The organism is Niastella yeongjuensis, assembly GCF_900110245.1.
In the GTDB taxonomy this organism is placed as follows: Bacteria; Bacteroidota; Bacteroidia; order Chitinophagales; family Chitinophagaceae; genus Niastella; species Niastella yeongjuensis.
This window is the reverse complement of the sequence record NZ_FOCZ01000003.1, coordinates 171,121-184,416: the sequence shown is the minus strand read 5'-3', so window position 1 is coordinate 184,416 and position 13,296 is coordinate 171,121. Positions and strand designations below refer to the sequence as shown.

At 45.1% G+C, this 13,296-nt stretch carries 9 protein-coding genes; 1 reads left to right on the top strand and 8 read right to left on the bottom strand.

The window, feature by feature from the left end; genetic code table 11:
• The first annotated feature begins 71 nt into the window (after nt 1-71).
• Complete coding sequence (locus BMX95_RS09175; RefSeq protein WP_081197431.1) at nt 72-1,049, top strand: coiled-coil domain-containing protein; 978 nt, start codon at nt 72-74, stop codon at nt 1,047-1,049.
• Nucleotides 1,050-1,221: 172 nt separating this feature from the next.
• Here BMX95_RS09175 and BMX95_RS09170 read toward each other — a convergent pair whose 3' ends face one another.
• From BMX95_RS09170 to BMX95_RS09135, 8 genes are all read right to left on the bottom strand, one after another.
• Nucleotides 1,222-1,401, bottom strand: a complete 180-nt coding sequence (locus tag BMX95_RS09170; protein WP_081197430.1) for a hypothetical protein — start codon at nt 1,399-1,401, stop codon at nt 1,222-1,224.
• Nucleotides 1,402-1,472: 71 nt separating this feature from the next.
• Nucleotides 1,473-4,979: a hypothetical protein gene (locus BMX95_RS09165; protein WP_242672980.1), complete on the bottom strand. Its 3,507-nt coding sequence runs from the start codon at nt 4,977-4,979 to the stop codon at nt 1,473-1,475.
• 149 nt (nt 4,980-5,128) lie between these two features.
• Complete coding sequence (locus BMX95_RS09160; RefSeq protein WP_081197428.1) at nt 5,129-5,848, bottom strand: class I SAM-dependent methyltransferase; 720 nt, start codon at nt 5,846-5,848, stop codon at nt 5,129-5,131.
• Nucleotides 5,849-5,973: 125 nt separating this feature from the next.
• Nucleotides 5,974-7,599, bottom strand: a complete 1,626-nt coding sequence (locus BMX95_RS09155; RefSeq protein ID WP_081197427.1) for an ABC-F family ATP-binding cassette domain-containing protein — start codon at nt 7,597-7,599, stop codon at nt 5,974-5,976.
• 85 nt (nt 7,600-7,684) lie between these two features.
• Nucleotides 7,685-9,100: a hypothetical protein gene (locus BMX95_RS09150; RefSeq protein WP_081197426.1), complete on the bottom strand. Its 1,416-nt coding sequence runs from the start codon at nt 9,098-9,100 to the stop codon at nt 7,685-7,687.
• A 335-nt stretch (nt 9,101-9,435) separates the two neighbouring features.
• Nucleotides 9,436-10,200, bottom strand: a complete 765-nt coding sequence (locus BMX95_RS09145; protein ID WP_081197425.1) for a succinate dehydrogenase/fumarate reductase iron-sulfur subunit — start codon at nt 10,198-10,200, stop codon at nt 9,436-9,438.
• Nucleotides 10,201-10,232: 32 nt separating this feature from the next.
• A complete protein-coding gene (locus BMX95_RS09140) occupies nt 10,233-12,239 on the bottom strand; it encodes a fumarate reductase/succinate dehydrogenase flavoprotein subunit (RefSeq protein WP_081197424.1) in 2,007 nt (668 codons plus the stop codon).
• Between the two features lie 78 nt (nt 12,240-12,317).
• Nucleotides 12,318-13,034, bottom strand: a complete 717-nt coding sequence (locus tag BMX95_RS09135) for a succinate dehydrogenase cytochrome b subunit (protein ID WP_081197423.1) — start codon at nt 13,032-13,034, stop codon at nt 12,318-12,320.
• Between the last annotated feature and the right edge of the window lie 262 nt (nt 13,035-13,296).

Below are 13,296 nucleotides of genomic sequence, written 5' to 3'. Positions count from 1 at the left end.
CGAACTAACCCATAATAAAAACGAATACTGAACCCGATTTTATAACCTTTCAAAATAAACATACACTTATTATGAGTACAACCAATTATCCATCAGCAAGCCCACAGGGTGCTCCCCCAAAACGTGATTCAAAGAACCTGATCATCGGCTTACTGGCCGTTGGTATTCTCGGTACATGGGGATACTTCTTATGGGACAAAAACAAGTCTGATCAAAAGATCACCCAACTGCAAACACAATACGTTGCAGTAGATTCATCAAAGAATGAATTGCAAAAAAGTTTCGATGCTGCTTTAACTCGTTTGGATTCCTTAACCGGTTATAACAACGAACTGGAAGGAAAAGTAAATGACAAAACCAGCGAAATCACCAAGCTGAAAGGTCAGATCGGAAGCATCCTGAAAAAACAACGTCTGTCTGAAGCTGAGAAGAAGAAAGCTCAGTCTTTGATTGGCGAACTGAATGACAAGATCGCTAACCTGGAAGCAGAAGTAGCTCGTTTAACTCAGGAAAATCAAACGCTGACAACTGAAAAAACACAGTTGACTGCTGATAAAGAAAAACTGACTACCGATCTGCAAACTACCACTCAACAGAAAGATGAGTTAGCAAACAAAGTAGACATCGCTTCTACCCTGAATGCTTCTAACATCTCTGTTACTCCTGTAAACGAGAAAAAAGGTGGTAAAGAATCAGAAACAACCTCAGCAAAGAAAGTTGACAAACTGGTAATTGCTATGGACGTTGCTAACCGCATCGCTCAATCAGGTTCTACTGATGTTTATGTTTGCATCACTGGTCCTGATGGCCAACCAGTAGCTGTTGAAGCTTTAGGTTCTGGCAAATTCACTACTCGTGAAGAAGGTGAAAAACTGTTCACTGCCAAAGTTCCTGTTGATTTCGAAGCAGGTAAAGCTAAACACGTAGAATTTGCGTGGAAACAAAACAGCCCTTTCAAACAAGGTAACTACAAGATCGAAGTATACCACAATGGTTTCAAGATCGGCGAAGCTACCCGTTCACTGAAGAAAGGTGGCATCTTCGGATAATCTTTCACTATATATTTGAAAAAAGCCCCGATGGTAACCATCGGGGCTTTTTTTATATCTCCAGAAACTCTCTTATATCAGCAATAAGCTCTTCTTCACTAACATTTCTGGCTTCTTTTAGAACATTCAGCTTGTCGGGCGCATTCTCATTGAGCAATTCAAAATCATAATCTTAGCCTTTACTTCTACCATCAGAAAAATTCCATGAGGATAAATAAACCAGCCGAATCCCTCGTTTAAAGCCAATGGCGCAAAGATCGCCATCCCAATAATCAACAAATTCTACTTTATTAAAATCTGCCTTCGATTTTAATTTATCCAGCAAAGCAATTAAAGTTTTATCCTTTTTCATTTTGCAAAAACGTCCGTTGGTTAATATTTTATTTACTACTGAAACGCTTCAACAGGCAACTAACATTGTTATTATAACAATGCCCTGATCGATGCTCTCCCTATATGCACTATGCGCGATGTGCCGGGTTTACGCCCTTCATACTGCATACTGAACTCCAGGTTGTTCATCAGTCGTTTGGTAAGATCAAGCGTCCATAAATAGTTCTTACCCGGCTGTAAGCCTTCCAGTATAATATACCCTGATGATGAATTGGGATTTGGCACCGGATCGATCGATTTAAAGGAGATATCTGAATACGTGAATTTTGCATTTATAGAAGTGCTCTGTAAAATATTATACTTCACATCGGTATTAAGTGAGTTGGCTTTCGATTTTTCCTGGCTGGCCTGCTCATTGTTCTTATCGCTGTACTTATACCCTACTCCCATTCTGAAGTTACCGCCCTTGGTGAAGGTCAGCCTCGGTTCAGCCGAATATTGTTTGACCAGGTAATTGCGGTTATCAAACTTGGCACTGCTGGTGATCAGCTGATTGATGCCTGAACGCCCGGTTAACTCCAATGCAAATAATCTTGAGATATTCCAGCGGGTACGCGTTGACCATTCATCCAGCTTATGGCTTTCATAACCATAAGTAAGCAACGATTTGGATTCCGTACGGGAATTGGTTACATCAAATCCCCATTTCGGACTAAAGCGGTTAAACGAGAACGTGTTTACAAAACTTTTATTAAGTGTGATCAGGGAAGTATCGTTTAATGGCGCCTTAAATGGATTAAACTGCACCAGTTGGTCGGCCACTTCCTTTTTATTGATCTGTAATGCGGATTGCAGGTTTATTTTTGAAATAAACTTCCGCAGCTTATTGGCCGTATTTAAATTTATAGCAGCGCGTGGGTTCAGGTTAACGCTGTAGTTAAACGTATTGTAACTGGCTTTTACATAGACATTGGTGGGGGTAAAAATGCGAATGAACTTGGCCTGGTCCTGGAACAGGGCCGCTTCAAACTCATTCAGCTGCTGTATGCCATCGTTGTTATAATCTATCCAGGTATACTGGCCCTGGCCGGCTGGCACTTCCAGATAAGAATAGTCCCTTTTTTGTTCCTGTCCTGCCCCTACCTCGTACAACAGGTTACCGGTCAATAAGCCCTTCATTACATTCACCTGGTATTCGGCCCGGCCTAACAGGCTTTCTTCCGGTTTCTGGCCGTTCAATGTGCTGTCGAGGATCTGCAGTTTGCGGTAGGTACTGGTGAACCGGAACAGGTGCCGGGGATCTTTTGTTAAGTCGGCATTGAGAGTTACGTTCTGACTGCGGTCGGTTTTTACCAGGCTGTACGCCTGTGGGTATGAGTTGATACGGGTAAACCAGTTCACGCCCCAGTGATTGGGTTTGGCAGGGTCGGATTTCAAGTAGGCCGATGCATTGGTAAACGAAAAGCTTTGCGGGGCCATGGTATCAGTAAGCTTATCGCGAATTTTATTATGCTCTACTCCATACGCACCGCCTATAACATAGTTTTTAAGTTTAGCGAACTGCCGCGAAACATTTATGGTGGGCCGCCAGAAATAGCCTTTGCTATCGGTAGCGTCTATATTGGAAAGGGAGAACTGGTTGTTGAACTTCCAGCCTTTTATATCCAGCACCTGCGTAATGTTATGACGTAACCCCGTAAAGGAAGTACCGCGGTTGTATTCGGTTAACTGGTATTGCAGGGCATTGTTTTTTTTATCCGATACACCCACAGCAGCGGTTACTATGTTTTCATTTACCGGGTCGGTCAATAACAACGGCAGGCCCCAGTCGCGGGTAAACTCCACATTCCTTAACCGTTCCAATGGTTTAAAACGGGAGTCTACATACTCATAACCCAGATTGGTGGTCAATCTGATTCCTTTCATTGACGCTTTAAACGGAATGGCGTTTTTGAAATCTACTTTGGCTGCATACCCCCGGTCATTGCTTTTATCGATGTTTGAAAATGTGTTCACATCATAATTACTGGTAGCCACTTCGGTATTCAGCGACATATTCTTTGTAATGTTATATTCAACCCCCAGGTTGGCCACCATTTGCTTTTTGGGCGCTACCAGGAACACGGCCGGTTCAAAGTTCCCCTGCTTTATGCCGTTTTGCGGTTGTACCCAGCGGTATACCTTTCCATTAGCTCCATTAAGGTCGGGAATGTAGTTACCATTATTAGGTCCTACTTCAATAAACGACAGGGAGTATTGGGCGTTGTCGGGGTTGGTTGAATACAGGTAAATGGAATCATGGGCTCCATTATAAACGGTATCTATTCTTTGATACAGGATAGCGCCGGTTGAAAAGGTATCTTTGGGTGCATAGGGGTAGTAAGCCTGGTTAACGCTGTCGCCCAGGTTCCTTAAGAATGCTTTTTGATCGGCATCCAGGGTTTGATTTATGGGCGAGCTTTTGGCATCGGCATTACTAAAATACCCCAGCTTTACTTTTACCTTATTGGTAAAATCGGTTTCGTTGGTAATGTAAATATTCGAGTTCAGGTAATTGCGGTCGGCATATTCAAACTCCACCACTATCCGTTTGTCTTTTGTGACCATTTGTTTGGGGGTGAATGAAATTTCCGCCGTATTGTAATTGATCACATAGTCCCTGTCTTCCCCGCGCTGCATTAAAACGCCATCGATGTACACCCGTTCGGTATTGGCCAGCACCACAAAATAAAACTCGTTATTGGCGCCCTGTAACCGGTAAGGGCCCTGGTTACCTTCCTGCCCTGTGATGGTATTGCGGGTGAACTTACCCTTGGCAATAGACCCGCTGAGCATGGTATTATTGGTAATGCTATCGGTAATGGCGGTGGTGGTTTCAAAAGCCACCCCCTGCAGGCGTTTATAAAAACTCAGGAAATAACTTTGCTGCTGTCTGATATCGATATCGCCCAGGCTTAGCTGCCAGTTCTTCTTTTTGAACTGTAGAAAGATGCGGTCAAATTCATTCAGCTGCTGGGTGGTACCGTCGGGTTGAATGGGAATGTTGTTATCAGTAATGGCGGCTACAATCTCGATGCTGTCGGCCAGGTAACCGCTCAACTGCAGGTTCAGGTTACTGGTAAAAACGGCGTCCTGGCTGTTGCCAAAAGAGATGCCCCGGCCAAAGCTACCATTGTAATTTATGTTTCCGAAGTTGAAAAAGTTATCGCCGATGCCGCCTACTCCCATATATTCGGGTGTAAATGGCTGTCCCGCAAAATTATTCATGATGCTGTCGTACTGCATGCGGCTCACTGCTGCGTTCAGTCGGGTCCTGAAAACGCGGTAATGTATAATGACACTATCCAGCGGGGGTAACTGCTTCCAGGTAAGGCGGGCATTTACAAAATCAATATTGTACAGGCTGTCGGGGATGCCGGCTATGGAAACGGTACCGGGCACCAGGCTCATGCTATCGAGCTGTATAGTGGACTGCTTTACGGAAACCACCTTTTTACGCAGGTTTGACGCAGGCGCAACCGGTCGCGGATTCTGGGCAACAGCCAACAGCCAGCCAACGGAAAAACAAATGCACAGTATCAGGTTCTTCCCGATCAACAACCTAGTTTGATTTTTTATGGCCGCCCTTTCAAAAGAGGGGTATACGGTTTCAATTGAAAAGCCGGTGGTTTGGTAACCATAGCGCTTAAAGTTAGCATTTATTGCATGAAATGATATTTTATCGATCTGTTACTGGTTTGCACCGATCATTTTACCGAAGCGTGACCCAGGATATAATTGGAGCGGGATTTTTGAAGGGTAAGTCCATTCACCTTTTCACAATAGAACCCATACCGGCTGGCAATGCTGCGAATGGTTTGTTCGGAGACAAGCAGCAGTTTATTCTGTCTTGAAATTTTACGGTAATCTGAAGACAACAGGTAGGAGATAAAACCCACAAAGGCTCCTATCCTTCCCTTTTTTATACAATGAACAAAGAGCGAAACCGCATCTTTTTTGGAGGAAGTGTTTTCATCCAGCACATCGGCAATGATGAGTTTGCCCTGTGGTTTTAAATAAGTACGCAGCAGGCCGATCACCTCGTTGAGGTCATCGGTACTTTTAAAGTATTGTATGATGCTTAAAAGCAGGATGTAATCGAATTGCTTTCCGTTCAGCGTTTCTTCCAGTATTTTTTTATTGGCGGCAGTGTCTGTTGAGATAAGAAAGAAGCGGGAGGCTGGATGGTTTTTGCGACATTCTTCTATAAAGAAATCATTGATATCTGCTCCGGTAACCTGCAATTTGCCAGAAAGGGAGTCGGCCACAAAACCGGGTCCGCATCCATAATCGAAAATTTCATCGGCTGGTTGTAGCGGATACTGTTTCGCAAACTTCGATACAAAGTAACCGGTAGCCATTTTCATGACTGCATAAAACGATTTCCGCTGATCTTGCCAGAAATTTCCCCAGCCAGTTGTGCCCATATGTATTCGTTAGAGAGGTGTCTGATTTCTTATTATCGGGTGCTCTAAAGATAAGGGATGGGACCGGGATATAAAAAACAAAAGCCCTTCCGATGCATCGGAAGGGCTTCCACTATATTATTTATTTAAGCCAATTGTAATTTATTGGCCTGCTTTCTTTCGAGGTATTCATCGAAGCTCATCAGTTTATCGATGGCTCCATTGGGCGTAAGCTCAATAACACGGTTGGCAACGGTTTGCATAAAGGTATGGTCATGCGATGACAGCATTACGATACCGGTAAAGTTGGTCATGCTTTCGTTGAACGACTGTATCGATTCCAGGTCGAGGTGGTTGGTAGGCTCATCGAGGATAACCACGTTGGGGTCCTGCAACATCATACGGCTAACCATACAACGTACTTTTTCCCCTCCACTCAGTACCCCTGTTTTCTTCAGGATCTCATCGCCGGTGAACAGCATTTTACCCAGGAAACCACGCAGGAACGGTTCATCCACATCAGTAACATGCGATGGCACATACTGACGCAGCCAGTCCATCAGGTTCAGGCTGCCCTGTTCGGCAAAATACTTTGAGTTATCATTGGGCAAATAGGCTTTTGTTACGGTACCACCCCACTCTATTTTACCACCACCATCGGCAGCTACTTCGCCATTGATGATCTCAAAGAAGGCAGTGATGGCCATATGGTCATCGGCAACAATGGCTATCTTATCATTCTTGTTAACGGTAAAGCTGATGTCTTTGAAGAGCACTTTGCCTTCTACTGATTTTGACAGCTTTTCAACGTTCAGGATCTGGTTACCTACTTCACGTTGTTGTTTGAAGATAATACCAGGATACTTTCTGTTGGAAGGCGTGATGTCTTCGATAACCAGTTTCTCCAGGGCCTTTTTACGGGAGGTAGCCTGTTTCGATTTGGAAGCGTTGGCGCTAAAGCGGGCGATGAACTCCATCAGGTCTTTCCGCTTTTCTTCCATCTTCTTATTCTTATCGCCTAACTGACGGGCAGCCAGCTGGCTACTTTCGTACCAGAAGGTATAGTTACCGGTGTATATTTTGATCTTCTGACGGTCCACATCGGCCACATGCGTACATACGGCATCAAGAAAGTGACGGTCGTGCGATACAACAATTACGATGTTCTCATATTCGGCCAGGAAGTTCTCCAGCCAGGAGATGGTAACCAGGTCAAGGTTGTTGGTAGGCTCATCGAGGATCAGGATGTCGGGGTTACCGAACAGTGCCTGTACCAGCAGAACGCGTACTTTCATGGCGCCGCTGATGTCTTTCATCAGCAACTGGTGCATTTCATCTTTCACCCCCAGTTCGCTGAGCATGCTGGCGGCATCGCTTTCGGCAGTATAGCCACCCATTTCGCCAAACTCACTTTCCAGATCAGCCGCGCGCATACCGTCTTCTTCGCTAAAATCGGCTTTTGCATAAATGGCATCCCGTTCATGCATTACATCCCACAATTTCTTGTGCCCCATCATAACCGTGTTCAACACAGTAATTTCGTCGAATTCAAAATGGTTCTGCTTCAACACTGCCATGCGTTCGCCGGGCGTTATATCAACAGTTCCTTTATTAGGCTCTATTTCACCCGATAGAATTTTCAGGAAAGTAGATTTCCCGGCACCATTGGCGCCAATTACACCGTAGCAATTGCCTTTACTAAAGGAAAGATTTACCTCATCGAATAATACCCGCTTTCCGAACGATAGGGTCACGTTATTCACTGTAATCATACGTGCGCAAAAATTTTGAAGCCGCAAAGGTACGACAAACAATGGGGAATATGGAATTATGAATTTTTATACCGCTTTCCGGCCATCAGGGCTTTAAATTCGCTATAATTTCCTTTGTATCAACCACTAATACGCTACTGTCGGCTTTTTCGCCCGATTTTTTGTATTCATTTTCATTGGGCCATTGCTTTATCTGGAGACTGGAAGCCAGCTGTCTGTTGCCAGTTATTTCGTAAACCAGCTGTTTACTCATAGGATCAGGCACCCAAACAAATAAACTGCTTGGCATCCCGTATTCGTCCATGGACCGGTTTATATGGAATTTTTTGACGAACGCGTCCCCGTCCGGACGGATCCAATGAACGGTTTTAATGTTGCTGTTATAGTGTTCTTTGAAGTAATCTTTAAGCGCTGTCGTTTCCTCCGTTAACGGCCGTGCAAAACCCTGATAAAAGTTAAAACGGCCACAGAATATGAAAAACACCATAACGGCTGCGCCTCCTATTTGTAAGAACAGTTTGTTCTTTATGTAGAACAATGCCATTTCAAGACAATAGATGAACACCACCAGGTTCAATGCAAACATGGTCCTGTTGGAGTTAAAGTTTTCTTTGATCAGCAAACCAGGTAAATAGGATACTATCCCAAAACCGAAAAATAGGATCGCCAGGTGTTTGACAGCCTGCACTCTTTTTTCTTTACCAAACCGTTTCAACGTCAACAGCCCCATGCTTAACACCGACAATGCATACCAGACCTTCGAAAAAGGACTTGTTTCTTCGGTGAGCAGGGTAAAACGGAAACTTCGTTCCAACGGACGGGCCAAAAAGAAAGCCATTTTTCCAAATGGGTCTATATACACCTTGTTTCGCGGGTCTTCCGGAATGCCGTTAAAAAAATAAAGGAAGCTGGCCTTATAAACGACAAAATAGGCCGCGTATACGGCAAAATGAACGATTGCCCCTCTTATCAGCACCTTGTCTTTATTGCTGTTCAACGGGTTAACGAAATACAGGAGAAAGGGGATCAGAAAACAGGCCCATGATCCCTGGTATAAAAACATAGCTGGAACACCTAACAATAACGAAAAAAAGCTGGCCCACAAGAAGTTGTCTACTTTGTCTTTGGAACGAAGGCTGTTTATGACCAGGGCACCTGCCAGTACGCAGGCCGTATCTGAGATAAAAAACTGTAAACAGGAAGACCATTGAACAGCCACCAAAAAAGAAGGGTTGGTGATCAGGTATAAACAGGTAAAAAACGGCAGGTATTTATATTGGGGAACGTTGTCTGTCTCCTTTTTAATGATGGCATACCAAACGGGCAAACACAACATCCAGCCAAACAGGGAGAACCACCGTAAGTACATCATATCGTGGATGGTATCAATCTTTTTCGTTAGCCAGCCTATCAATTCTTCGGTCAGGTAGCGTCCTTCATCCACGAACATATAAAAACCGGGGACAGCCTTGTAACCCCAAAGCTGAAAGATCTCGTCCATGAAGATGTAGTTGCTGTAAAAAAGAGGCAGGAAAATGAAGAGTAAAATAAGCACAAGAATCCCTACTAGGTACAAATCTTTACGTTGCATACACGACAAGCAAGGCTAAATGGTACAATTTAACCGGGCCTTTTTGGTTTTATAAATTGGTTGCTTCTATATAACCTGAAAACTTCTGTAACCCCTACACATGTAATAAAGTTTTTGCACCACTGGTGGTAATCCTAATCTGATTCTAACAGGAGCTTTCTATGGTACAAAAAAAGAGGGTTGACAGGGTGAAGCGGTATTACCACTTCCACTTTGTCAACCCTGTAGATCCTTTTAATTCAGAACTATTTATCCTCGGTTAAACCGGCGATTATGTATTCTTTATTGAGGCGGGAGATATTTGTCACAGAGATCTCTTTGGGACAAACGGCTTCACAAGCCTCGGTAAAGGTGCAGGAACCGAATCCTTCCTTATCCATTTGCTGAACCATGTTCAACACGCGTGATTTGCGCTCGGGTTCGCCCTGTGGCAACAGTGCCAGGTGCGATACCTTGGCCGACAGGAACAGCATGGCTGAGCTGTTTTTACAAGCCGCTACGCAGGCGCCGCATCCGATACAGGCAGCAGCAGCGAAAGCCGCATCCGCCTTATCTTTCTCGATGAGCATGGCGTTGGCATCAACGGCATTACCGGTATTTACGGAGATATATCCACCAGCCTGTACAATGCGATCGAATGCAGTGCGGTCAACTACCAGGTCTTTGATAACCGGGAAGCTGTTGGCACGCCAGGGCTCTACCACGATGGTGTCGCCATCTTTGTAGGCACGCATGTGCAGCTGACAGGTGGTATTGGCATGCCAGGGGCCATGTGGGCGGCCATTAATATACATTGAGCAGGCACCGCAAATGCCTTCGCGGCAATCGTGGTCGAATGCAATAGGGTCTTTTCCTTCTTTTATCAGTCGCTCATTCAGCACATCAATCATTTCCAAAAAAGACATTTCTGAGGAAATATCGCTTACCTGGTATGTCTCAAATCTGCCCTGCTCCTTGCTACTCTTTTGTCTCCAGACTTTCAGGGTAAGATTCATATTATAGTGCTCCATTATATAAACGTGTTAATTAGGGAATTTAGAATTTATTTATAATTGCGCTGAGTTGGTTTTGCCAGTTCAAAGATCAACTCTTCTTTGTGCAACTGCCAGTCGCTTTCGCCTTTGAATTCCCAGGCAGATGCATACTGGAATTGGGAATCATCGCGTTTTGCTTCGCCTTCTTCGGTCTGTGACTCTTCGCGGAAGTGGCCGCCACAGCTTTCCCTGCGGTTGAGCGCGTCTTTACACATCAACTCACCCAGCTCAATAAAGTCGGCTACACGGTTCGCTTTATCCAGTTCGGGGTTCATTTCACCAACACCACCGGGGATGCGCACATCGCTCCAGAATTCTTTTTTCAGTTGTTGAATTTCGGTGATGGCTTCCTGCAACCCTTGCGCGTTCCGGGCCATACCGCATTTATCCCACATGATCTTTCCAAGGCGTTTATGGAAACTTTCAACTGATTGCGATCCTTTGATACCCATCAGTTTTTCTATGCGGTCGCGTACTTCTTTTTCTGATTTTACGAATTCAGGATGATCCAATGAAATGGCTTTGGTAGAAATTTCATCGGCCAGGTAGTTACCAATGGTATAAGGAATTACAAAGTACCCATCGGCCAATCCCTGCATCAGGGCAGAGGCTCCCAGGCGGTTGGCGCCGTGGTCGCTGAAGTTGGCTTCACCCAGTGCATATAAACCAGGCACGGTGGTCATCAGTTCGTAATCAACCCACAAACCACCCATGGTGTAGTGCACTGCAGGGTAAATACGCATGGGCACTTCGTATGGGTTTTCACCGGTAATCTTTTCATACATATCGAACAGGTTACCGTATTTCTCTTTTACTACATCCAGACCGTGTTTGCGGATCACTTCTGCAGAAGGATGGTCAATACCCAGTTTACCGCACTCGATCTTACCATAGCGCTCGATGGCATTGGCGTAATCGAGGTAAACGGCCTGTTTGCTTGAACCTACGCCATAACCGGCATCACAACGCTCTTTGGCAGCACGGCTGGCCACGTCGCGTGGTACCAGGTTACCGAAGGCGGGATATCTTCTTTCGAGGTAATAATCTCTTTCTTCTTCAGGGATCTCGCTTGGTTTGCGGTTGTCGTTCTGTTTTTTAGGAACCCAAATGCGGCCGTCGTTACGCAGCGATTCTGACATCAGCGTCAGCTTCGACTGGTGGTCGCCACTCACCGGAATACAGGTGGGGTGAATTTGGGTATAACAGGGGTTGCCAAAATAAGCGCCTTTGCGGTGTGCTTTCCAGGCAGCGGTTACGTTGCTGCCCATGGCATTCGTACTTAAGTAAAATACGTTGCCATAACCACCGGAACATAACAACACGGCATGTCCGAAGTGGCGTTCGAGTTCACCGGTGATCAGGTTACGCACCACAATACCGCGGGCTTTGGCCTCACCTACTTCATTACCAGCTTTGTCTTTGTCTTTTATCAATACCACATCCAGCATTTCGTGGCGGGTATACATGGTTACATTACCCAGGGCTACCTGACGTTCAAGGGCCTGGTAAGCGCCAATCAGCAGCTGCTGACCGGTTTGACCTGCGGCATAGAACGTACGTTGTACCTGTGTACCACCGAATGAACGGTTACTGAGCAAGCCGCCATATTCACGGGCCAGGGGAACACCCTGTGCCACACACTGGTCAATGATGTTTGCGCTCACTTCAGCCAGGCGGTGAACGTTGGCTTCACGGGCACGGTAGTCACCTCCTTTAATAGTATCGTAGAACAAACGGAAAACGGAGTCACCGTCGTTTTGATAGTTTTTTGCGGCATTGATACCACCCTGGGCGGCAATAGAGTGCGCACGGCGGGGGGAATCCTGAAAACAAAATGCTTTTACTTTATATCCCAGTTCACCTAAGGAGGCAGCAGCCGAAGCACCGGCCAGTCCGGTTCCCACGATGATCACTTCCAGCTTGCGTTTATTAGCGGGGTTTACGAGTTTGCAATGTCCCTTATAATCAGTCCACTTCAGATCTAACTGCCCGGCGGGAATTTTTGAATTAAGCATATCTAGAATTTCTTGTTTTTAAATTTCGTGACGGTTCAGAATGATTGGTTGAATTGACGAACTTCTTAACTATTATTCTTAATTATTGTTCACCCAACCAAAATAGATACTGATGGGCATCAATGCAAACACTACTGAAATGATGATTGAGAAAGCAACGCCGGCCCCTTTTGCCATGGCAACATATTTTTTGTTGTACACGCCAATGGTTCTGAAAGAACTCTGGAAACCATGCAACAGGTGCCAGGCCAGTGAAAAACATGCGGCAATGTATAAGATCACTTCCCAGGGTTCTGAGAAGACAACCAGCATGCGGGTGTATAAATCGTGAATGGGTGCTCCGTTATTGTAAGTTACCTCGCCCAGCGTAGAGGCGTAAGTAATACGGGAAGGAACCCAGAAGTTATTGATGTGGATAATGAGGAAGAGCAGAATGAGCGTACCGAGTAAGCCCATTGACTTTCTGTACCAGGCGCTTCCTTTGCTGCCCATAGCCACCTGATAACCTTGTTTGCGGCGGGCGCGGTTTTGTAATTCAAGCATGTACCCTTGTACAATGTGAGCGAGGATGCCAATGAAGAGGCCAATTTCCATAATACGGATCACATAAGAAGAGCCCATAAAGTGAGCCGCTTTGTTGAACATTTCACCGTTGTCGCTGTCATCCACCAGATCTGCCCAGATACAGGCATTGATCCCGGCGTGAACGATTAGAAACGAGATCAGGAACAACCCGGTAAATGCCATTACTAACTTTTTACCTACCGAAGACGTGAAGAACGCAGACCATTTCATGCGAAAATGAATTAATTGATACGATAATCCACACTGTAAGCCTGCCAGCAAACAGTGATCGCGCCCGACAAAATTATCATTGCCCTCTATCTATAATGAAATTTGCCAAGGACGTTTCATCTGAAAAAAGGTTAAGGGCGCAGGTATTAATTATACTTTTTTTAAAGGGGTATAAAGCACACCTGCATTAGATTGAGATAGGTTAAAGAACAAAGAGCTTTTAAAATCCATCGCTGAAGGCAGCTATTAAATTTGCCGCAAA

Coding starts and splice junctions, on each gene's coding strand:
- BMX95_RS09170 (WP_081197430.1), bottom strand. CDS start 1,401: ATGAAAAAGGATAAAACTTTAATTGCTTTGCTGGATAAATTAAAATCG.
- BMX95_RS09155 (WP_081197427.1), bottom strand. CDS start 7,599: ATGATTACAGTGAATAACGTGACCCTATCGTTCGGAAAGCGGGTATTA.
- BMX95_RS09175 (WP_081197431.1), top strand. CDS start 72: ATGAGTACAACCAATTATCCATCAGCAAGCCCACAGGGTGCTCCCCCA.
- BMX95_RS09145 (WP_081197425.1), bottom strand. CDS start 10,200: ATGGAGCACTATAATATGAATCTTACCCTGAAAGTCTGGAGACAAAAG.
- BMX95_RS09160 (WP_081197428.1), bottom strand. CDS start 5,848: ATGGGCACAACTGGCTGGGGAAATTTCTGGCAAGATCAGCGGAAATCG.
- BMX95_RS09135 (WP_081197423.1), bottom strand. CDS start 13,034: ATGAAATGGTCTGCGTTCTTCACGTCTTCGGTAGGTAAAAAGTTAGTA.
- BMX95_RS09150 (WP_081197426.1), bottom strand. CDS start 9,100: ATGGACGAGATCTTTCAGCTTTGGGGTTACAAGGCTGTCCCCGGTTTT.
- BMX95_RS09140 (WP_081197424.1), bottom strand. CDS start 12,239: ATGCTTAATTCAAAAATTCCCGCCGGGCAGTTAGATCTGAAGTGGACT.